The organism is Streptomyces sp. NBC_00271 (genome assembly GCF_036178845.1).
Taxonomy (GTDB): Bacteria; Actinomycetota; Actinomycetes; order Streptomycetales; family Streptomycetaceae; genus Streptomyces.
On record NZ_CP108070.1, the window covers coordinates 5857052 to 5878686 of the forward strand.

At 67.9% G+C, this 21635-nt stretch carries 21 protein-coding genes and 1 pseudogene; 12 read left to right on the forward strand and 10 right to left on the reverse strand.

The genetic code is table 11. From position 1 onward, the window contains the following. Positions 1 to 193: 193 nt before the first annotated feature. The 4 genes from OG798_RS26725 to OG798_RS26740 all read right to left on the reverse strand — a co-directional run bounded on the left by OG798_RS26725 (position 194) and on the right by OG798_RS26740 (position 4551). Entirely contained in the window at positions 194 to 2305 is a 2112-nt protein-coding gene (locus tag OG798_RS26725; protein ID WP_328757775.1) for a hypothetical protein, read from the reverse strand. 1 nt (position 2306) lies between these two features. Next, a complete protein-coding gene (locus OG798_RS26730; RefSeq protein WP_328757776.1) occupies positions 2307 to 3878 on the reverse strand; it encodes a hypothetical protein in 1572 nt (523 codons plus the stop codon). An 80-nt stretch (positions 3879 to 3958) separates the two neighbouring features. Beyond that, positions 3959 to 4186: a hypothetical protein gene (locus OG798_RS26735; protein ID WP_328757777.1), complete on the reverse strand. Its 228-nt coding sequence runs from the start codon at positions 4184 to 4186 to the stop codon at positions 3959 to 3961. A 29-nt stretch (positions 4187 to 4215) separates the two neighbouring features. Then, positions 4216 to 4551: an RRQRL motif-containing zinc-binding protein gene (locus OG798_RS26740; RefSeq protein ID WP_443054197.1), complete on the reverse strand. Its 336-nt coding sequence runs from the start codon at positions 4549 to 4551 to the stop codon at positions 4216 to 4218. A gap of 134 nt (positions 4552 to 4685) precedes the next feature. On the opposite strand from OG798_RS26740, the gene OG798_RS26745 reads away from it, so the two are divergent. Beyond that, positions 4686 to 5165, forward strand: a complete 480-nt coding sequence (locus OG798_RS26745) for a hypothetical protein (RefSeq protein ID WP_328757672.1) — start codon at positions 4686 to 4688, stop codon at positions 5163 to 5165. On the opposite strand, the gene OG798_RS26750 is transcribed toward OG798_RS26745, so the two are convergent. From OG798_RS26750 to OG798_RS26770, 5 genes are all read right to left on the reverse strand, one after another. Next, positions 5162 to 6982: a hypothetical protein gene (locus tag OG798_RS26750; protein WP_328757673.1), complete on the reverse strand. Its 1821-nt coding sequence runs from the start codon at positions 6980 to 6982 to the stop codon at positions 5162 to 5164. The two genes, OG798_RS26745 and OG798_RS26750, sit on opposite strands and share 4 nt — an antisense overlap. A gap of 180 nt (positions 6983 to 7162) precedes the next feature. Further along, a complete protein-coding gene (locus OG798_RS26755; RefSeq protein WP_328757674.1) occupies positions 7163 to 7501 on the reverse strand; it encodes a helix-turn-helix domain-containing protein in 339 nt (112 codons plus the stop codon). Positions 7502 to 7504: 3 nt separating this feature from the next. Next, positions 7505 to 8686, reverse strand: a complete 1182-nt coding sequence (locus OG798_RS26760) for a tyrosine-type recombinase/integrase (RefSeq protein WP_328757675.1) — start codon at positions 8684 to 8686, stop codon at positions 7505 to 7507. Positions 8687 to 8907: 221 nt separating this feature from the next. Continuing rightward, a complete protein-coding gene (locus tag OG798_RS26765) occupies positions 8908 to 9798 on the reverse strand; it encodes a DUF2637 domain-containing protein (protein WP_328757779.1) in 891 nt (296 codons plus the stop codon). Next, a complete protein-coding gene (locus OG798_RS26770; RefSeq protein WP_328757781.1) occupies positions 9795 to 10106 on the reverse strand; it encodes a hypothetical protein in 312 nt (103 codons plus the stop codon). The genes OG798_RS26765 and OG798_RS26770 overlap by 4 nt, the downstream gene beginning before the upstream one ends. A gap of 424 nt (positions 10107 to 10530) precedes the next feature. On the opposite strand from OG798_RS26770, the gene OG798_RS26775 reads away from it, so the two are divergent. The 3 genes from OG798_RS26775 (at position 10531) to OG798_RS26785 (ending at position 12933) form a co-directional block, all read left to right on the forward strand. Further along, complete coding sequence (locus OG798_RS26775; RefSeq protein WP_328757783.1) at positions 10531 to 11289, forward strand: GntR family transcriptional regulator; 759 nt, start codon at positions 10531 to 10533, stop codon at positions 11287 to 11289. Further along, positions 11270 to 11926, forward strand: a complete 657-nt coding sequence (locus OG798_RS26780) for a GNAT family N-acetyltransferase (RefSeq protein ID WP_328757785.1) — start codon at positions 11270 to 11272, stop codon at positions 11924 to 11926. Before OG798_RS26775 ends, OG798_RS26780 begins: the two co-directional genes overlap by 20 nt. Before the next feature lie 557 nt (positions 11927 to 12483). Then, positions 12484 to 12933, forward strand: coding sequence for a hypothetical protein (locus OG798_RS26785; RefSeq protein ID WP_267062280.1), 450 nt, complete (start codon positions 12484 to 12486; stop codon positions 12931 to 12933). 577 nt (positions 12934 to 13510) lie between these two features. Here OG798_RS26785 and OG798_RS26790 read toward each other — a convergent pair. Next, positions 13511 to 13666 (reverse strand): annotated as a pseudogene (locus tag OG798_RS26790) (MATE family efflux transporter); the annotation flags it as partial. A 1627-nt stretch (positions 13667 to 15293) separates the two neighbouring features. On the opposite strand from OG798_RS26790, the gene OG798_RS26795 reads away from it, so the two are divergent. From OG798_RS26795 to OG798_RS26830, 8 genes are all read left to right on the forward strand, one after another. Then, a complete protein-coding gene (locus OG798_RS26795) occupies positions 15294 to 15656 on the forward strand; it encodes a hypothetical protein (protein ID WP_095853825.1) in 363 nt (120 codons plus the stop codon). After that, positions 15653 to 16945, forward strand: a complete 1293-nt coding sequence (locus tag OG798_RS26800; protein WP_257016704.1) for a WXG100-like domain-containing protein — start codon at positions 15653 to 15655, stop codon at positions 16943 to 16945. The genes OG798_RS26795 and OG798_RS26800 overlap by 4 nt, the downstream gene beginning before the upstream one ends. Before the next feature lie 22 nt (positions 16946 to 16967). After that, positions 16968 to 17957 (forward strand): hypothetical protein, encoded by a 990-nt coding sequence (locus OG798_RS26805; protein WP_121415678.1) that lies wholly within the window; start codon positions 16968 to 16970, stop codon positions 17955 to 17957. A 502-nt stretch (positions 17958 to 18459) separates the two neighbouring features. Further along, positions 18460 to 18687 carry a hypothetical protein gene (locus OG798_RS26810; protein ID WP_097225435.1) on the forward strand — a complete coding sequence of 76 codons (228 nt, stop codon included), beginning with the start codon at positions 18460 to 18462 and terminating at the stop codon, positions 18685 to 18687. Positions 18688 to 18855: 168 nt separating this feature from the next. Next, entirely contained in the window at positions 18856 to 19440 is a 585-nt protein-coding gene (locus OG798_RS26815) for a hypothetical protein (protein ID WP_328757786.1), read from the forward strand. A gap of 114 nt (positions 19441 to 19554) precedes the next feature. Continuing rightward, entirely contained in the window at positions 19555 to 19968 is a 414-nt protein-coding gene (locus OG798_RS26820; RefSeq protein WP_328757787.1) for an LPXTG cell wall anchor domain-containing protein, read from the forward strand. 109 nt (positions 19969 to 20077) lie between these two features. Beyond that, complete coding sequence (locus tag OG798_RS26825) at positions 20078 to 20680, forward strand: hypothetical protein (protein WP_328757788.1); 603 nt, start codon at positions 20078 to 20080, stop codon at positions 20678 to 20680. Positions 20681 to 21251: 571 nt separating this feature from the next. Continuing rightward, on the forward strand, positions 21252 to 21437 hold the full coding sequence (locus OG798_RS26830; protein ID WP_121415675.1) for a hypothetical protein: 186 nt from the start codon (positions 21252 to 21254) through the stop codon (positions 21435 to 21437). Positions 21438 to 21635 lie beyond the last annotated feature (198 nt).

Genomic DNA, 21635 nt, shown 5'->3' on the forward strand with positions numbered 1-21635 from the left:
GGTGGCGCGGGCCCGTGCGGCGGGGTGGGTTGCTTGTCGCGTTGCTTGTCGTCTCTCTTGTCGTGTGGCTTGTCGCTTGTCTTGTCTTGTCGCTTGTCTTGTCGCTTGTCGCCTCCCAGGTCACAAGCCGTTTCCGGGCCCCACGGACCCGCTGCACGGCTTCTCTTTGGGCGGGGGGCGACAAGCGACAAGGTCAGCTTTCGGGTGGTGTCTCGGGGGCGTTGTCGCGGTGGACGTAGCGGGCTTTGGTGCCTTCCCCGACGCGTACGGCGGTGCCGTCCTTGGACCATTCCTGGAGCCAGCGAACGACCGTCTGGCGGGTGGTGCCGTACTCGTCGGTGAGTGCGCGGGCGATCGCGGACGCTCCGGTGCCCTCGGTCCCGGAGGCGAGCAGCAGGGCGAGCGCGGCCCGCTGCGCCGGGCTGTCCTGCTCCTGCTCGCGGTTGAGCGCGGACAGGTTCAGCCCACCCGGCGCCGGGGGCTCGGCACCCGTCGCGGTCGGCTCGGGTGCGGTGCCGAACTGTGCGTCGATCTCGGCCCGGAAGCGGCGGAGCATCTCGTCCTCGTGCGGCGGCGCTTCGGGTTCGCTGCGCAGCGCGGACAGGTTCAGCCCAGACCCGGTCGCTGCGGACGGCTCGATGCCGGCGCCGCTGTCGGGGGTGAGGTCGCGCATCCACGCGGTGCGGTCCGCGTCCCAGCGCCGCGCGTATGCGGGTCCGGCAGCCTTGGCGGACACGTCGTCCAGCCGCGGGTGCCGCTCGGACGTAGCCGCGGTGATCTCCCGGATCTGGTTGGGGAGGATGCGCCACGCCTTGAACAGCGCGGCCGGCGATTCCGGGGTGCCCATGAACCCGGCGCCCTGGTACGGGGCCTGGTCCACGCGCAGCCCACGGCGACCGGGGAACATCTTCCCCAGGTCCATGCCCTCCGTCTCGCCACCCGTGAGGGCGACGCGCACCTTTCCCTCGCGTCGGATCATCAGGTTGCCCAGCACGCTGCCGGTCGCTCCGAGCGCGGTCAGGACCGTGCGCAGGCCCATGGCGCGCAGCATGCGGATGACTTCCAGGATCTTCTTCGCGAGTTCCTTCATCTGCCGGTCGGTGCTGACCAGGATCTCCGCACCCTCATCGATGACCAGCATGATCTGCGGAATCTTCGCGCTGATCGGGAGCAGGTCCGTGTTCGCCTTGGACAAGACGTCCTGGTAGGCCTTCTTGCGGTGCAGCCCGATCGCGAGCGCCGCGTCCAGCATCGTGAGGGCTTCCTCGTGAGTGCCGGCAAGCCAGTCGATACCAGGCCGGACCGGCTTGCCGTCCTCCCGCTCAAGCTCCCCGTTCAACGCCGGGAGCACCCAGGGCAGGCCCGCGGATCCGGCGTTGAGGTCGATCACCCACGTGAGGACATCCTCAGCGCGGGCGAACCCGGCCAGGATCGTGTGGACCATGTTCGTCTTGCCCGAACCCGTGGGCCCGACGACCAACGCGCACTGCTCGCGCAGGTAGGCAGGCACCAGCTCAGCGTTCGTCCGCACGCCCCACGGAATCCCCGTGAGCACGGACAGGGGCCCGTAGTCGTTGGGGTAGGGGCGGTCGTCCTGGAGGACGTTGACCGTGGTCACGTCCAAGATCGTGCGTCCCTGATGGATGCCAGGGCCCGCGGTGGCAGTGCAGCCGTGCGGCAACTGGGCATCCGCGGACAACTGCACGGAGTGCTGCGCGATCCGGTCGTAGGTGATGCCGCCCTCGGGTTCGAGATCCAGGGAGTAGCCGGCGCCGGTCTCCCACTTCTCCACCCCGTGGACGCGCACGCTGATGTGGCAGATCCGCTGGATTCGCTCGATCCATTCCGCGGCGATCGCCCGACGCTCCGCGGACAGCTCCCGGGCAATCTCACGCTGCTCTGCGGCGAGGGCTTCTTCCTCGCGCGCCTCCTCGAACAGCGCGGCAGACCGGGCCGCGGCCCCGATGCCGACGCCGATCGTGGCGAGGGAGCCGAGGGCGGCCCAGGTGAGGGGGCCGTGGGTCATAGCCCAAGTGGTCCAACCGGCCCCGACGAGCCAGGACGCGGCGCGGGTGGCCAGCGTGCGGCCGGCGTTGCGGACCCGCAGGCCCACGATGGTGTGGCCGAGGGCACCGGCGGCACCGACGGCCAGCGCCCAGCCCGGGGGCATGGCGGTGGCGGCACCGGTGGTGGCGACGGCGAAGGCTCCGGTGGTAGCGGACAGAGCGCCGGTCACAGGTCCGTGACCAGCCGCCCAGTCCAGCACCGGGCCACTGCCCTGCTGTTTGGCGGTGGCGGTGCTCATCTCAGACGTTCCAACCCTTCTCTGCCTGCGGGCCGTTGCGGGGGTCCTCGTGCCGTGCGATGTCCTGCGCGTGAACCTGCCTGAACAGCGGGCCCATGTCCTCCGCCACGGCGACGGCGCTCATCAGGGCGCCGAAGATGTCGTTGAAGGCGTCCGCGACTTCCTTCTCCAGCGGGAACTCGTTGTCGGAGCGCTCGGCGAGGATCTTCATCACGTTCGCCACGCTGGTCAGCGCGGCCGGGAGGCCTTCGACCATGGCAAGGATCTCCATGGCGTCCTCGGGGTCGTAGGAGTTGGCGGCCTGCTCCATCTCGGAAGCGACCTCTTCGAACCGGAAGCCGGACACGTGCTCTCCTTCACTGACAGTCGTGTTCGTACTGGTCGGAACCTGCGTCGCGGGCCGCTGGACGTGGTCGGAGATGCCGTCGGTGCCGTCCTGGACGGCCTCGGCATCCGCCGCAGCCTCCCGCTCGGCCAGTTCCTCGCGTATCGCGTCGTCGCGAAGGTTGCGCTGCTCGCGGGCGGTCTGGCACAGGCGCCGGTACAGGCGCCGGCCGGGGTGGATCAGCCACGGCAACTTCAACTTGCGGCCGATCGGACTGGTCAAGAGGCCGAGCAGGCCCACCGGGAGGGCGAGCAGGGCGGCGAGCAGGCGACGCCCATGGAAGCGGGCCGCGGACCGCCGAAGCGCGCTGCGGGCCGCCTTCCTCGCGGGTGCCTTGCGCACGGCGCCGCGCTGCGCGTCGACCGCGGCGCGGGCCTTGTCGTCCCGCCGGGCGCGGTTCTTGGCGATCGCCGCATCCCGCACGGCACGGGCCCTACGCGCGGTGCCCCCGAGCATCCGCCCGGCCAGACCACCCGAGCGGCCCGCGCGGCCGGCGCCGCCTGCGGCCTTGGCGTTGCGGCGGGCATCGGCGACCGCACGGCGGGCGGCAGTGGTCTGCGCCCGCTGCCCGGCCCGCGAGCCGCCCGCAGCCTGCTGCGCCGCGCGCAGCGCCCGCACTTGGCCGGCCCGGCCCGCAGCCTGACCCGCCCCACCATGCGCGCGCTTGGGTGAACCGTGCGCGGCACCGTTGCGGGTCTTGCCGCCCGTGGCGGTGCTGCCGTGCGTTGCGGTGGTGCCCGTCCCGCGGCGGTGCTGGCCCGGCACCCGGCCAGACCTGCCCCCGGCGCCGGAGGTGAGCGAACGGCTCCCGGCCCCGGTCCGGCCCGCGCTTCCACGGTGCAGGCCCGAGGTGCGGGCGGCGGCCCGGCCTGCGGTGCGAGCAGCAGCGCGCCGCGTCTCGCGGCGTGCGCCGGGCTTGTGGGAGCGGGTGGCGGCGACCGTTCCGAGGACAACGGCCCCGGTAGCGGCCACTATGGCGGCGATCGGACCGCCCGCGAGGGATGCAGCGGCGACCATGCCCACGGTCGTGTTCGCACCCGACAGAGCCAGAGGCACGACCGGCCAGCCACCGGGCGTGTGGTCCACCTCTGCCGCGGCGGACGTGGGAGCGGGCGGGGTGTCGGGCCGCGGGGGTGGTGCGGTCGGGGCAGCCTCGACGGCTACCGGTTCTGTGCTGAGTTCCGTCATGCTGGAGTGCTCCGTCTCGAAGAGGTCGGGGTGCCGGCGCGGCCCGTTGGCCTGCAAGCGGTGGGTCGCGCCGGTCTTAGCTAGAACGCGTCCGGCTCCAGCGAGAAGAACAGGACGGTGAAGTCGCCGTGGCCCAGCTCGTCCGCGGCGATCGCCCGGATCTCCTGGTAGGCCTGGGAGCGGGAGAAGTACGCGGGGTCAAAGGTGGCGACCGACGACACGGTCAACTGCTCGCCGCCGCGGGTCTGGACGGTCAGGACGTAGTGGAAACCGACGGCCTTACCGGCGACGGTGGTCTGGGTGCTCACAGAGCAACTCCTCACGAAGATTCGGATGTTCAGGCGGTGCGCTGTTCCTCGACGGCGATGCACAAGCCGCAGATCCCGTAGGAGCGCGGGATGCAGTAGCCGACATCCAGCCGGCAGCGGGGGCAGGTGCGGCGGGCGAGCATCGCCAGCGCGAGCGCGCCCCACTTACGGGAGGTCATCGGCCTAACGGGCTTGGCCAGGTCGATGCGGTAGAGGTAGGCAACCTGGTGGCCGCCGGCGCGCCGGTTGACCCGCATGAGCTGCGCGGCGATCGGCTGCCCGCCCGGACGTAAGCCGCGGGCGCGGAGTTGGCGGCGGGTGGCCAGGCCCTTCGGGGCAAGGCGGTAGGGGTAGGCCGAAACCAGCGGGTTCGTGGAATCTGAAGGTTCATGTGGCAGGAACCCGCTGGTGGGTGTGGGTTCTGGGGTGGGGAGGCACGCGGGTTCATGCGCGTCGTGTCAGGCAAGATGAGGCTCCAATCGGTTGGGGAGGCCTCGGGGTGGGTTACGAATTGCAGGCGGTCATCGCGGGTGACGAGTTGCTGCGCGTCGCGTCGCGGGAGGTTCCTGGATCCCAGGTGGTGCCTCTTGGTCAGGGCCTGTCGCTGATGCCGATGACCGATGAGGTCTTCGATGCCGTCACGGACGGCAGCGACGCAGGCGACCTGGGGTTCTGGCGGCTGCCAGGGGGCTTCGGCACGCTGCTGGCTCAGTGGTCCGCCGCAGGGCCGATCGCCTATGTGGAGGCTGAATACTTCGGGGGAGTCGGCGAGCAACGAGCCGCCGTCTGGGCTGACGGCGCACTGGCACTGGGGCCGCTGGATGAGCCGACGAAGAAGCGGTTCTCTCGGGCAGTCAGCCCCATCTCCCAGGCCCTGCAGCGGCTAGGCGCACGAAGGAGCCTGGGCGAGGACGAGTTCGAGGCCGTGGGGCTGGACCGCCACCGCAACAACGAGGACTGGATCTCCAGCACCTGCTAGGCCTGGATGGGATCGATGGTGAAGCGCTCGGGGTAAGCCGTGCGGACGTAGCGGATCGCGGTGTGAGAGGTGATTCCGAACAGACGCATGAGCCGGATCGGGTCTGCGGTCTCGCGGGCCTCGTCGAGGAGCCGGTCTTGCCGCAGTTGTGTGGCGTTGATCCCGATCCGGTCGCGGAGCGTGTGGAAGTTGGAGACGCCGACTGCGGGCTGGTCGACGTGCATGACCGTGATGGGGCTGACGATCAGATAGGGGTTGGTGCTGTGCGGCCACCGGTGGTGGCGCTCGACCAACCAGTCTTTGATGAGCCGGAGGGCGAACTCGTCCAGGCAGACCTCGTGGTCGAGCCGGTTCGGTCGGCGGATCCGCAGGCGTCCGGTCGATCGGTCGAGATCGTCCAGCCGAATCTCGGCAACCTGCTTGGGGCGGATGGCATAGACAGCGATCAGGACGAGGGCGAGTTTGTCCTTGGCGCCGGGGACTTGATCCAAGAGCCCCCTGAGCTGGTCCGACGGGATGGCCCGGGGGACTCTGACGGGAGCCTTGAGGTGCACGTTTCGGGCTGGGTCGCGGAAGATACGGCGCTCGCGCCGCAAGGCTCTGAAGAGCGACCGCAGCCCTGTGAAGTATGAGTAGTTGACGGCGGCCGTCTTCACCTCCTTCTCGGTGGCTTCGTTGAGTGAGGTGAGGTGCTCCCAGGTGTCCAGGACGGCCGCGACGTGGAGCATGTAGCCGCGGATCGTGTTCCAGGGCATCGGCGGGGAGGGCCGTTTGCCGTTGCCACGGAGCACGGCCACCCAGGCCCGGAGGTCTGCCTGGAACTGCGGCGGCGCTTGCGCTGTCCACCGATGAACGGATGCTTCGTCGGCTCCGATCGCTTGTGAGTCAGCGACCAGCAGGCCCTTGGTCTGGAGGAACCCGGCGACACGGACGGAGTTGTAGTACGGAGTCATGCGGCCGACGCCGTAGACGTCGCGTTCGAGGATCGGGGTCTGGGTGCCGAGCCAGCCCAGCAGCACCCGCAGGGTGCGAAGGCTCTTCTTGCGGGTCGCGGAGTTCCACGATTGCGCTCGGGCGAGTTGGTCGAGTTCGTCGACGATCGCCTGTGCCGCGGGGCTGATCTTCAACAACCCGGGGTCTGGGACCGCTTTCCAGTTCCGTTCCGGAACGGGGAAGAGTTCGAGCTGGGCAGGATCGATCAGGTGTTCGGGCCAGTAGCGGTGGGCTGCCCGGGCCTGGCGGGCCTGGCGCTCTCGTGCGGTGTTGAGGTCGCGGCCGGTCTTGTTCGCGTAGATGTCGATCTCGCCGCCGAACCAGAGCTGGTCTGGGACAGGGGCATCGACCAGGGTCTGCTCCAACTGGACGACACGGCAGCGGCGACAGCGCCCCAGGGACACCGGAAGGACCCGATGGCAGCGTCGGCACTCACCTGTGCCGACGGCGAATCGCCGCCAGTTCTTGCAGGCAGAACACAATCTCGACGTGGTGCCGGACCAGGACAGACAGTGCTGACAGCTGACAGCCGGCAGATGAGGGTGAAGCGCCAGATGCCACCGATTCGGGCGGCGTCGCAGCAGCTCCGTGCGTTGGAACAACTCCACCATCGGACCGCGGAGTTCGGGAAGTTGGGCAATGTCCTGCTCACGCACCAGCTGCTGGTCGGCTTCGCGGCCGGCGAGCGCGAGGCGGGCCATATGAAGGCCAAGGCGCTTCCACCCCTCGCTCAGGCTCCGTTCCGCTGCCATCTGGGTGACGGCTGCGGCGATCGCCGGCAGTTCGGGGAAGGCACGGTCCGCGATCCGGTGGGCGTGGTCCACCGTCAGTGTTCGGGGCAGAGACAGCAAGGACAGCTGACCGGGGACCTGCGCAGGACAGACTCTGGGATCGTCACGGACAGTGGGCACTGCCAGCTCCGGCGACCAGGGGCGCCAGCGGAGAACTGGCAGCTCAGGGCCGAAGCGGAAGACCTGCTGACGCCAATGCATCCCGTTCGACGCTCAGTTGGGCGGAAGCCCGCGGAGCCCGCGGCCGCTTCCCGGGACCGGCCGGACAGCGGTCCCGTGATCGTGTCGAGCGCCGGCCACCCGGCGTTCGCCCTGCTCTCGGGAAGCCAGATACGACTCCGGCTCGGCCTGCATGAGGTCAGCAACGGTGCAGTCCAGTGCCGCGCAGATCTTGTCCAGGTCCTCCAGCCGGACCGTGACCGGCTTGCCGCTCCACAGTGCGGCGACCTTGCTGAGGGAGGGCGTGAACCCCACCTCGGCGAGCACGGTCTGCAGCTGGGTCGGCCGCCAGATGTCGCGCTGCGCGGCGACCATCCGCAGATTCCACTTCATCGTTCATGCCTCCATGCTCAGTCGGCGGACCGCCCGGCGTGCGGACTGCAGGCCGGCCAGCTCCGGGTCTGCCTGGACGGTCGAGAGATAGCCGACCGTAGTGCTGGCCCAGATATGACCGAGGACCTTCTGGACATCCCAGAGCGCCATGCCGCTCTCATAGAGATGAGTCGCCCGCGCATGCCTCAGCAGATGGGGAATCAGGCAGGTCACCGGCCCTGGAAGGTAGAGCTCGCCAGCAGTCCTGAGCGCCTTGCGGAACGCGTCGGCCTTCACCGGCATGCCCACGGCGATGTCCACGGCAGCCAGCGCCCGCGGTCGCCTTTCGGAAGGGAACAGCGGTGCGGCCGGGTCTGTGGCGTCGTCGCTGAACGAGCCGCGGATCTCCTCGATGTACCACCACAGCAGTTCGCGTCCCTCCGCGAACAGGTAGGCCTGCCGCTCGCGCTTGCCCGAGCCGCCGGCCCCCTTGCCCTGGACCACGAAGCGACCCCACTGCCCCAGCTCCCAGTGGATGTCCCCGAGCCGGACCGCGCACAACTCGCTCGCACGGACCCCGGAGATGTAAGCGATCTTGGCCATCACGTAGTCGCGTACGGCGACCTGGTACTTGCGCGTCGCCGGGAGCGATGCCCTCCACTGGGTGAAGCACTCCGTCAGCGCTCGTTGCGACGGGGGAATCCGCAGCCCGAAGTCCCCACGGTGGACCGGCCTGTTGAAGGTGTCGACCGGCGACTCGACAGTCGCGCCAAACCTCCGGGCGATCTCCCCGGCATAGCGCTGTTCCAGGAACGCGAAGTAGCTGTCGACCTTGACCAGTTTGCTCCGCACCGTCGAGCGGGCCCGCCGACGTCCTTGCCCGGCATAGAACCGGTCCACGTGCCGCGGCGTGAGTCGCCACGGCACCAGGTCGTAGAAGGAGCACAGTTCCATCACCGGCCGGACCAGGTTCTCCAAGGTGGTGGGAGCAAGTCCGGCGACGTCCCGGGCCCACAGATACTCGGACACGGTGTCCAGGTAGAAGCCCTGCTCATCGACGGCATCGGTCTGTGCAGCGGCCCGCCGTTGCAGCACCTGCACGTCCGCCAGGCCGCTGTCCCGCAGCCCGCCGGAGCCTTGTGCATCGCCATCCTCCGGCTGCCCGGTGAGCAATGTCAGACGGCGGCGACTTCCTGAATCCCGCATAGCCCCGCAAGTTACTGGCCGAACTCGCAGAATCTGCCAGTAACTTGGGAAACTCGACACGGACGGGTGACAGCCAGAAAGAAGGCCCTCACCTCCCCACTTGCACTGTTACCCGTACAAGAAGCGCTGGCGAACCCGCGTGAACTCCAGTTGGGATGCCGTAGCGGAGCCCGGTCGGGTCGTAGCAGTCGGCGTAGGCGAGTGACATGACTGCCCGCCGCTCAGCCGGTGATCGCGGTGGGGAAGTCGGTCAGGTACGGCTCACGCGTCTTGACCCGTCCCCGCGCGGTGCGGGCCGTCGACTCCGACGCGCCCAATCCCGCGGCCTTCATCGCCTGCGTCATGCGGGCGGTGCTCGGCTGGGTGAAGTCGGTGCCGTACAGGGCCCGGACCAACTGATCCACCCGGTTCGGGTAGACCACCGGCGTGCACAGGTCGACGGCCGTCGACGACGCGGCGACGGGGGCCGCTTCCACGTCGACGGGCGTCGACGCTTCCTCGCTCTCCGGCATGAGCGCCGGGAGCTCCGGAAGCGGCTCCGTCCTGCCCGCGGGCTCCACCGTAGGTGTGGCCGTCGGGCGGTCGACGCTCACGATGACGGGCGTCGACGGCGCTTCGACGCCCGGCGGCGGGGCATTGACGCCCGTCACCGCGCGGCTCGCGAGGTAGGCGTGCACCTGCCGCATCAACGCACCGAACGCCAGCAATGCGGCCACCGGAGGCACCGCGGCCACCACGTAGTTCAGGGCGCCCGCGTCCTGGCCGACCCCGGCCACGTTCAGCCCGATGGAGGCACCGTCACCAGCGGTGACCAGCCCGATTGCCCACCAGTCGACCCGGTGAGCGAGCGAGGCGCGCAGGATCAACAGCTCACCGATCACGATGAACAGATCCACCGTGGCCGGCCAGGCCCACGAACGGGCCACGGCTTCGGCCATTCCGTGCGCGGCGGCGACTTCTTGCAAGTGTTCGTACGACAGCCAGAACGCGACCGCAGTGAGGACCACCGTCAGCACGCTCGCCAGGGCGGTGATCGCACGCTCCACGCCGACGGGCGTCAACGCGGGTTCGACGCCCGTCGACCGTACGTCGACGCGGGCCGCGGCGCTCACGCGGCCACCGCCGTACCTGCCACGTGGCGACGCGCCGGACGCCGCGCCGACCTCCGGCGCGGCCGGCGAGCAGCAGCCCGCGCGTCCTTCAGCGGGCTCATCCGCAGCAGCGATTCCGCGTACGCCGCGGCCTCCCGGTCCGACTCCCGCAGCTCCGCGAGTACCTCGCGCGCCACGGCCAGTCGCACCACCCGCTCGTCCGCGGACTCCACGGCCGGACCGGTGAACAGCTCCGGGTCGATACCGAATGCCAGTTCCGCGAACTCCGTCGCGGTAACGGCTTCATGACCAGCAACGATGCACTTCATGGGTCGTGACTCCTTCACAGTGGAACGGCCCGAACAGCGGCTCCCGGGTGGCACCCCGGGAGCCGCACGCCGTTGTTGGGTTGATCTGCTCGGCCGAGCAGACACGGCCCATGACGCCCGGTAGAGAGGCGTCAAGGACCGTGAGCACTCGGGCTCACATCGACCCATCGACCGCCCGTGTGCAGGCGGCTGGATCGGCACTCTGTTGAGTTCTCAACCAAGCGGCGCTCCCTTCGTACTCACCCCCGCGGGCTTTCCTCCGGCACACCTGTACGGCAGGGCCGTACATGACACCCCGTCCGACCTGTCTGGAGGAGTGCCTTGGCAAAAGGTTGCACGAGTCGGGCTTGGAGAGTCAACCCCTCTGGTCTAACTTGTACGGAGGAGTCGGAGTAGAGAGGACCCATTGCCGGTGCGACGCGGTATGACGAAGGCCCAAGAAATCGCCTATGACCTGCGTGAACAGATCCTGTCTGGGGCGTTGGCGGGGGGCGAGGCGCTCCCCAGCGAATCGAAGATGATGAGCCAGTACGGCTACAGCCGCGAGACGATCCGCGCCGGTGTTCGCCTCTTGATCGAGGAAGGCTTGGTGGTCACGGGTCAGGGCCAGGGGAAGTACGTCCGTGAGGACTATCCGCCTGTCGTGTGGAACTGGACGACGCTGGAGAGTCGGAGTCGTCACGCCAACGCGGTTGAAGGGCGAACCGCCGGCGACCAGTGGGCAAGCGTGATCGCGGAGAACGGCAACGCTCCCCGACAAGAGATCTCTGTGTCGATCGTGGAACCTCCGTCCCACGTCCGTGAGCGCCTCGAACTCCCCGCAGACGGATTGGCCGTGGCGCGCAAGCGCGTCCGGTACATAGACAACCGGCCTTATGCGCTCGCCGACTCGTACTTTCCTCAGGAACTTGTGAGCGGCACACCTTTGATGGAACCCCGAGATGTCTCAGCCCCTGGTGGCATCCTGGCCTCCGTGGGACTGGTCCAAGCCAAGTACGTGGACGAAATCTCAGTGCGTATGCCGACTCGACGTGAGGCCGAACTACTGGGCCTACCTGCGGCAACGCCGGTTGCAGAGCACACCCGAACCGGCTATGACGCGGACAACCGGCCGCTTCGCTGCATGGTCACTATCCTCCCCGGAGACAGGCACAAGATCCTCTATGAAGTCAGTACGGACTGAGTACCTCCGCCCCGCAGCGGCGGAGGACGTACCCGCCCTTTTGTCTCTGCGAGCAGAGGCTGAAGGGTGGTTGCGCACCAAGGGAACAGACCAGTGGAGCGACCCGGAGACCGGGGAACGGGCCATCGCCAAATGGCGCGGGAGCATAGATGACGGGCGTGCGTGGGTTGTGGTTGGCGAGCGTGACAGGGTGCTCGCGACCGTCAGCCGTGGTCCTGTCGACCGGGACTTCTGGACCGATGCCGATCGCCCCGAAACGGCGCTGTACCTCTACAAACTGATCGTCGCTCGTGAAGCGTCCGACCGTCAGCTCGGAACGCGGCTCATCGACTGGATGTCCCGCCTCGCTGCCCTGGAAGGGCGAACCTGGGTGCGCATCGACACCTGGCGCACGAACACTGGGCTGCACGCCTACTACGAGCGATTGGGATTCCAGCACGTACGCACTGAGGCCCCGTCTCACAGGCGCTCGGGGTGGCTCGCGCAACGTCGGGCGGGTGAGCTAGCGCGGCCAGATGACCTCTTGCCAGTGGGGCCCGAGGAAGTGAGCTACGGGGATGCGGCAACGCTCCCCCGCCAGAGAGTAGACGCAGGGGCTAGCGACGACTTGACCAGCGGAGACGGAGCGACACCCTGACAGCAACGGCCACTTCCAACACGACGGGTGGCGCGGGCATGCAGGCCATCGTGCCCGTCAGTCACTCAAGATGCGCAAGAGGGCATGCAATGTCACGATAAGACGCGAAATCGGCAGGAGAGGGAAGGTGTACTTTCCGTCGAGCCGGCCGCGTGCCTCGGGGTGTTCGCATGCGGAGTGAGGGGTCATGTCGAGTGACCGCCACCTGCCGGATGAGACAAGCGCGAGTTGTCGTTCGAGACCGAGCGCAAGGGCCGTACCCAACACACCGGCCCAGCTAGGGCCCAATGTTTGGCAGGGGCATTCTCAAGCGGCGCTCGAGCGCATCAGTCCATGAAAGGAAGTGCGCAACCATGGCGAGCATCCCGAAGCGTCGTCGCAGGGTCAGCGCTACCGCTGCCGTTCTGGTGGCAGTCGCGGGTGGCATCGCCCTTCCGGGTGTCACTGTCGCGGCGGTGAGAACGCCTCAAGCAGCGGATACTTGTAAGTCGGGGTACGTGTGGCGGGAGACGACAGCCAGTGACCACGTTTGCGTCACCCCCGGCACCCGCGCCCAGGTGAAGGACGACAACGCCCACGCCAAGAGCCGTCGAGTCAGCGCCAACAACCCCAAGTCCGAGTGCAAGTCGGGGTACGTGTGGCGGGAGGCGACAGCCAGTGACCTGGTCTGCGTAACTCCCGGCACCCGCGCCCAAACCAAGGACGACAACGCCCACGCCAAGAGCCGAGTGGCGAGCTCTGCGGCCGCAGGCACTTGCAAGTCGGGGTACGTGTGGCGGGAGACGACAGCCAGTGACCACGTTTGCGTCACCCCCGGCACCCGCGCCCAGGTGAAGGACGACAACGCCCACGCCAAGAGCCGTCGAGTCAGCGCCAACGACCCCAAGTGCAAGTCGGGGTACGTGTGGCGGGAGGCGACAGCCAGTGACCTGGTGTGCGTAACTCCCGGCACCCGTGCCCAAACCAAGGACGACAACGCCCACGCCAAGAGCCGAGTGGCGAGCTGACCCACTGCTGGGAAGCCACGGTGTCTGACCGATCCATGCCGACGAAGGAACCACGTCGGCGCCGAACGTGCCGATCCTGGCGTGTGGGAAATGGGTCACCTGCGGGCGGTACCGGCGGCCCTGACATCAACGGCTGACATCAACAGGCACGCACAATGGCGGACCGCTGAAGACCCCTTCGCCGTGTACGGGCCTGAGACGGGGGCCACAAATGCTGGCCCTTCAGCCGCGCAGTTGGTAGGCACGCGCCTACGGATCAGAAGGTTGCAGGTTCGAATCCTGCCGAGTGCACATCAGATCAGAGGCCCTGTGGAGTGATCCACAGGGCCTCTGGCTTTTGCGGGCCGTCGCTGTTCCCGCGTGCTGTGCCCACTGCGTGCGTAGTGCGCAGCACTGCGGAGGGGCTAAACGGTGTCAGCCGTGCTCGTGACCGACCGAGGGGGCGCCCTGCGTGAGATCGAGGGCGTCACGGTGCGCCTCATCAACAAGGCGGATGAGGCGCACGACCCCAAGGGCGGCCACGAGGGCAACGACTTGGGGACCTCGATCGGACAGGCCCGCACCTCGCCGAGTCCGGCAGTTGCGCCGTGCCGAGATGGCCGACGACCGCACTGTCCGCCATGACGAAGAGGGGCTCGGCGACGAGTGCGCCGAAGGCCGGGACGGCCAGCACGACGATCTCTCGATCGCGCTGTCGCCTGATGACCCTGGGGGTCACGGGAGCCTGCGCCATGAGCACAAATCCATTCATCCACAGGTAAGGGCTGTAAAGCTTTCATGCCCCTTACCGCTCGGCTCGTTGCGCGCTCTGTCATGCACCATTTGCAGCGATCTTGGTCTAACTAGGGAAGTTTTTCTTCCTCACAGGCTGGGGACGGGGAAACCTGCTGCTCAAGCCTGCCATCTTGTGCGGCGCGGCCAGCTATCCACAGGCCTGCCCAGGGGGTTGCACACAGCGGGAGGTCAAGTATCCACAGAACCAAGGAGGTTGTGCGCAGGGCCCTGTGGATAGCCAGATTGGGCTTGGGCCGTGAGCGTGCCACTATCAGCGAGCCGAGCGGCTGAACTGCCCTTCTCTCCAGCGCGGTTGACCATGAGCAGGTTTCATGTGAAACGACGCGTTGGCTCAACTTGCCCGTACCAAAGCGGAGTTGGGCATCTCATTTGTCAGGTGCGCGCCGTAGAAATGACAAGCCAGAGATGACGAACGGCTCCAGCTGCCCCGCAAAGTGTCAGTCCCGCGCCACAGAATGTTCCTTGGCGGCCTTTTGGTGCCGCCGCCAATACGGCGGCGGCCCCCTGCTCGCAACAGGAGGCCACCGACTTCGACAGCAAGAACCGACGACCTGAGGAGGTCACGATTCCCACCGAGGACGAGCCTACGGGCTCCCACTGTCAAAGCAACTCTGACCAGCACCTTGATGGCCTGCCTCTCGGTGAGAAGCCGCAGACCACGCGGCTGAGTCCGGCCCGGATGCGGGCGCGCCGACTGCTGGACACCGCGAGCGACGAAATCGTGCGCCTGGTCGTGCAGGCGTCTGCGACCGGCGTGTACGTGTGGGCGGTCCACTGGATCGAGCGCCGCTGAACCCATGCCGCCTGGGAGTACACGAGTACTCCCAGGCGGCCCACCGTGTACCGACATGCGTCCTGGTCAGCCGACGGCGCCTTTCTACGGGGCAGCGCGAGCCACTCCCCGCGCGAGTGCGCAGCAAGGTCGTCTGGCGACCGAGAGTGCGACAGCAGGGGCACACATGCCCTCCACATGCCCGATCGAGCAGCCGCCGGTGGCGTTCCGTTCGGCACCGCTCCTTGTCCTGGTCTTTGTCCAGTGCGCTGACGGACGCCACCGTTCACCTTCGTACGCTCACCCCGTCTGACCTGCCGCGTGAACCCCAATGGACGCCCCTGTACGGCCATGCGGACAGTTGGAAAGCGTGTTGGGGGCAACCCCTCACGAGTTCGAATCTCGTATCCTCCGCCAGTGCCTCACCGGGCACGATGTCGAAGGGCCCCACCGCTTGCGGTGGGGCCCTTCGACGTTGTGTGGTCTCAGTTACGCAGGGCGGTCAGCCGCCGGCTTCCTCGGACAGGCAGAAAAGGACACCTTCACCGGCCGACTCGCTGACGTCACTGTCTCCAGCTCGCCCGCTGCGTCACCGCCGACATCGACGGCGGACACACAGCTGCGCCGTCGCACCGACGGAAGCAAGTCAGCGAATACAGGCCGCACAGCCTTCACCTTTTGACCGCCTTGATCAGGAATTTGACGGCCCTTTGTCAAGATCGCGACAGCAAACCTGCTCGGTGAACTACCGTCTTCGGGCCAGTCAGCCGACTCAGGGGGAGCAGACGACGCCATGGGCGACAAAAGCGACGGCAAGATACTCGACATCAAGATCGCCGACCTGAAGGCGACAGCCCCGCATTTCCACACGCACAGCTCCGACCTGGCCAAGGCGCTGACCAAGCTCAAGGCCGGCCTGGCGGCAGCCGGTTCACCGTGGGGCGACGACGAGCAGGGCCAGAAGTTCCACGAGCAGTACGGCCCGCACGTGAAGAAGATGGAAGAAGCCGCCGGGATCCTGGCGCTCGGCCTGGCCAGCATCGAGGCGGCCATGACCGACATGGCGGACGGCCATATCGACAACGAACTGCTCGTCCGCTCGATGTTCAGCAAGATCCAGCCCGCTCCGCACGACGGCGACGGAACCGCGCAGTGAGCGCAACCGACAAGGTCAAGAAGATCGTCCAGGACATGACCGGCATGTGGTGGCCGGATGCCGACGAGGGCGGTCTGCGGGACGCGGCCAAGGCGTGGCGGGACTTTGCCGACGACCTCGCAGAGGTCACGGCCGCCGCGAACAAGTCGGCCCGGGGCATCATCGAGCACAACAAGGGCGAGGCGATATCCGCCTTCGACGACCCGTTCTGGCGCCGCTACTACTACGACGGCCACGGCTGGCTCCAGGACATGATCGACGGCGCCCGCGACATGGCCAAGGCCCTCGACCAGTACGCCGATGTCGTCCACAAGGCCGTCAAGCATCTGGAACACGAGCTGGAGATCGTCGGCGCCACCATCGTCGCCGGCACCGCCCTCGCGGTCTTCACTCTCGGCATCTCCGAAGGCGCCGCAGCCGCCGCCACCGCCTCGATCCTGGAACTGTCCGCCACCCTCGGCGTGACCGTCTCCACCGAGATCGCCACCATCGCCGGCACCACACTCGCCACCGCCGCCATCGGCGGACTCGAATCGATCACCGTCGACCTGGCCGTCACCCAGCCCGTTGCGATGGCCACCGGGGAGAGCAAGGGCCTGAGCCTCGACGAGGTGAGTGACTCCGCCCTCTACGGCATGGCGTTCGGCGGCGCGTTCGGAGCAGGCGGAAGCACAGCCCGAATCGTCACCGAGAACGGCGGGATGGAGGGCCTGTTCAACGGCTTCCGGCTGAACAGCGCGGCCCTCGACGAGATGGGCAAGTCCCGTACCTGGAAGCTGATCCAGGCCCCGGACTCGAAGATCCCCGTAGCGCCCGTGAAGGCAGGCGACTACGAACTCATCTCGGGCGACCCGGTCTACTTCGGTAGGACCACCACCACGGTGGGCTACGACGAGCGCACCCTCAACAACCTGCAGCGGGTCGCCCGGATCCCCGGCGTACACGACGTGGTCATCCACGGCACGGACAAGGGAGTGTTCGTACCCGGTCGCATCAATGCCGCGGGAAAGACCCTGACGGACTTCGAAGTGCATCCCAACCACATCGCGGATGCCATCCGCAGCAATCCCAACTACCACGGTGAACCGGTACGCCTCATCTCCTGCTACTCCGGCGCCGACGCGAGACCTCCCGAGCTGCCCCTCGCTCAGTCCGTCGCCAACGAGCTCGGCGTACCCGTGACCGCACCCACGAGCAAGGTGGGCACGTCCCCCGACCTCGGACTCAACCAGACCCCCACCATCGGCAACAATGGCTACTGGCGCACCTACCTGCCCATGGCCCACTGACGGCAGGCCCACGGGAGTGAAGATGACAAAGCGAGCGGGCTTCTACCAGGAGATCAGCGGCCCGGATGCCACAGCAGGCGATGCGCCGTCCCTGCGCGATGACGTGCGAAGCAGCGGGCCCTGGGACGAGGACCGCATCGTCGCCTACCTGGAATCGGCTCGGGAGATCTACACCACGATGGGCGCTCAGCGCGACGCCCTCGCCGGCGACGAGTGGATCGCGGGCTCCGAGTCCCTATTGACCGACGGCACCTGGATCTGGCCGGTCGACCTCGTGCACTACGTGCGCCGTCACCATGTCGCCCTACCGCAGGAGTTCCTGGAGCACATCCGGGCCAACAGCTACACCGCCCCCGCCGTATCCGACGAGCGGGCCAGGCAAATCTTTCAGGAAGAGTTCCCGGACAACGGCCCCGCAGCGGCCTCTCCCAAGTCCGTCGGCTTCTTCACCTGGTACGTGCCGAAGCTGAACAGCACGAGCGCCCATCAGCTCCTCGCCCATCTGGAGAACGCGGGACTCTCCGCAGTGCACCCCCTGACAAACACCCTCTTCGGCTTCCGCGAGACGCCGACCGGAAACCGCGAACCCCTGATGGGTGATGGCACAGCCCTCGCCGCCGCCCTGGCCGACGACCGCTACTCGAAAGCCGAGTTCGCCTGCTGGAAGGGCTACGACCAGTCCCTGACCGGCATCGTGCGACGCACGGACGAGACGACGCAGAGCATCACACTGCGCCTCACCGACGTCCCGGCACCCGACCGCGAGGAGGCCGTAGCAGCACTGGTGCGCACGCTCGACCAGGACGCAGCCGAGTGCCGCGGTTTCGTCATCGACCGAACCGGCGTTTCGGCTTCCCAGGACTGGGACCGCATCCTCACGGGCAACGGAGCACACTTCACCGTATGGCCCGACACCATCGGCATCCTTCGGGACCGCGTCGGCAACCACCCTGAGCTGGCCAACAGCAAGCCGACTGCTTACGGTCCGCTCGACGTCTTCCACCGCGTGTGAACCTTCGAATGCCCTAGCAGGCCCCGCTCACGCTGCTTCAAGAAGAGAGATGAGGGCGGGGTACCCCTCGCGGACGGCCGCAGGACAGAGACCACACTCATCGGCATGGCACGCGAGTGGGAGGAGATACGCTGCGGCACCATCGAGTGGTCACTCTGCTGAGAGACGTCGTGCCCGTCATGCTCGCCGTAATGGACCGTGAGTTGACCGGCGCAGTCGGGTGCCTCGACTGGTACCTACATGCTCCGCGCTCGTCTCGTTTGTGCCTGCACGTCGATTGAGCGGCTGCCACGGTGCAGACAGCTGGACACAGTGCCAGGAGGTAAGGCGCGGCCATGGGCGACATACGCTGCGAGCGATGCGAACTGATCGTCGGCGCCGGCTGTTCCTGCCCGTCGAACGGGTCCCCACCGCCCGGAGGAGACCATCTCCCCGTGCGAGAAAGAGATCCACGCGCTGCTGGAGGATGTAGTCGACCACGCGCCCACTGCATGAACGGGCTATGCATTCGCCTACGGAGATCCGGATCAAGGTCGAAGCCGCCGAGCGGACGGTGGCCCGCGCGGAGAAGCGCCTGGCCGCCGAGATCGAGGCTCACCAGGAGAAGCTGAAGAAGTACGAGCTACGCGTCCGAGAGAACCGGGCGGCAGGACATCGTGGAGTGAACGGACGGCCGCCGGTCCCGATGGAGCACAAGACTGTCCCCCTATGCGCCACTTCAGTGACTTGAGTGCGCAACCTTTTCGCAATGCGAGTGGTCATGTACCTGGCGCAGGTGTGCGCACGTACTCATGTCTGCATGCGCACTCACGCACACCATGCGTCATGCACGGCCTGAACATGATGGACGTCAACCTGCGTCGTCCAGGCGGCACTTGGGATCCGAGAGGTCTGCTGGATGAAGATTCGCCACGCCCTGATGGCCGCCGCAGCGGCTGCCGCGATAGCGCCCGCCGCCGTACTGGCCGCGCCCGCCGCCGCGTTCGCAACGAAGCCGGTGTCCGAGGCCGGTCCCCGCACGCCCGCCTCTCCCGACGCGGCAACATCGGCGGACCGGCCAGCGGATTCCGCCACGAGCGGCGGCGGAACGGATAACCCGGACGAGCCGCGGCGCCTGGAAGAAGCCGCTGCCGGTGGCTTGGCATCCCAGGACCGCGACGGGGCTGTCCCTCCCGCCCCAGGGAAGCCGTCGAAAGCCGCCGGGACCGCCGAAGGGACCACCGGCGCGGGTGGTGCCACCGGTGGAGGCAAGGACGCCGGTGATTCCGATGGTGCGGGTCAGTCCTGCGCGTTCGAGTCCGACCAGTTGCACGTGGCCGTCCACGGGCTGCCGCCCCAGCTGACTGCGGGCGGCGCCAGGACCCCCTTCTCCATGACGCTTACCAACACCACCGGCAAGCCCCTGGAGGAGGTCCAGCCCTTCTTGCGCGTGTCCTCCGCCGAAGATGTCGACCGGCCGTCCTGGGAGCTGGAGACCGAGTAGCGCGACGCCAAGACGGGGCAGTGGAAGACCTTCCATGACGCGGCGCCCGGCGACCTGTTCGGCTTCTTTGCCGTCGGTCCGCGCAGCACCATCACGCTCCAACTGCGCACCCGCGTGGTCAAGGACGCCAAGCCCGGCGCCGGGTACGCGCTCGCCGCCGGCGACTACCGCAACCGCGACGGTTCCTGTGGTTCGGCCAAGGAAGCCTGGTACGACTTCACCATCCTCCCCGCGAGCGCGAAGCCGACGCAGCCCCCGACCACCAAGCCGGGTGGGCCGGGCAAGCCAGGTGGCACGGCCGAGCCCAGCCAGAGCGCCGCGTCCGGCGGCGGTACGGGTGGTTCCGATTCCACCGGTGGCCTCAGCCCGCAGGACGGCGCCCACCTCGCCGCGACCGGCTCCTCGTCCACGCTCCCGGCGATCGCTCTCGCTGGCGGAGCCGCGATGGTGGTCGGCGCGGGTGCGGTCATCGCCGTGCGCCGCCGGAAGGGCGTGGCCGGTCCGGGCGCCACGGACGTCACCGCGTAAGCCCAACCAATTTTCTAAGAACCTGATAACCCAAGGATCCATGGCCTTAGAACTCAATGACGCTGGAAACAAAGGCTCCAAGGGTCCAAGAACCGGGAAAGAGATCTTCATGAAACTGCGCCGCGCCCTGTCGGTCTCGGCCGCGACGGCCGCCCTGCTCCCCGTGGCGGTGGCCGCCGCGCCCGCCTCCCAGGCGTCCCCTGTCGCGAAAATCCCGACGGGCTACGACCTCGACACCGCCTACGGGCAGTACCACAACAACACCTTCGTGGGCCGCTCGTTCGGCATACCCAAGTCGATCACTCTCGGCACTGACTGGACGACCTACACTGCCACCCTCACCAACGCCTCGGCGAAGGAGCTGAAGTCGTTCGAACTCAGCGCCAAGCTGGGCAGTTATGTCTACAACGAGGGCGACCGCGACCTGAGCGCGTACGGCGATCTGCAGTACTGGGACACCTTGCAGCGCGCCTGGAAGACGCTGCGCCAGGCCGATGGAAACGCCCGCGGCACCATCCCCGGCCCGAAGACGCTGAAGCCCCGCGAGTCCGTCCACGTGCAGCTGCGGTTCAGGGTGAGTAAAGACCTCCCCCTGGACCAGACGTACGACGCGTTCACCGTCATCACCGGTACCTTCGTCGACCGCTACCGCGACATGGACTGCACAGCCCACGGCGACGCCGGCGGCAGTTTCTACCCCCGCAAGGGCTGAAACCTGCGGGGAGGGCGGCCGCCGTCGCGGCCGCCGGCGGCTCGCGTACGGGCTGCTGACCCGCGAGCGCCGGGAGCTGATGCGCGAGCGCAGAGCATCCGCGCCGCCCAGGCCGACCTTCTCGACGCATTGCCCGGCGTCCCTCTGCCAGATCTCGGCGAGTTGTGAGCCCGCGGAGTTCTCGGAGCCCACCCCGCAGCGCCGCCGAGGCCGCGACGAGCCCTCGGCGCCGGCCGCACGGACGACGCGGTGCCGGATCGCTCCGACCCGCTCCGGGCGGGGTAGACGACGGCGGACCGCCTCTGTGTTCGAGCTTGTGCCATCTCATGAGCCAACAGCCCAAGCGGTGCCTCAGGGCCCGGACGGCCACCCGTCCGGGCCCTGCTGTGTCTTCGCGCCCTCACGCCCTCAGCGGTGCTGCGCCAACGTTGTGGCAGTACCTGCGCCTGCGCGAGCAGGCCGACGCCGGACCAATGTCACCCGTACGGCTTACACGCCCTCGCCTCGGGCATGCGACCCTCACCCGTCCAGCCCACACTGAGACTGGACCTTCCGCCGCCGCGCCGTTCCCGTGATCACCGATTCGTCGGGAGGCATCGTGGTCGTGCTGGCTCTGCTCGTGCCGGTAGTGCTCCTGCTCCTGATGCTGGCGCTGGACCTCTTCGAAGACCTCCTGTTCCCCTCACCACCACCCCCTCCAGATGACAAGCCCACGGAGCAAGTCGACAGCCACGATCACGGACGGCGAGACACCTAGCGGTCAACGCTCCCGGGTTTCTGAACCGATACCGAAGGGCCCCACCGCTTGCGGTGGGGCCCTTCGGCGTTGGCCGTCTCGGTCGCAGCCGTGTGGCGAGCGTCATGAAGTAGCCCGCCTTCCGACCGCACGGGTTGCCGCCGGCCGGCTCTGGACCGTCCAGCCTCAAGGTTCGCTCGGACGAATAGGGATAGTCGT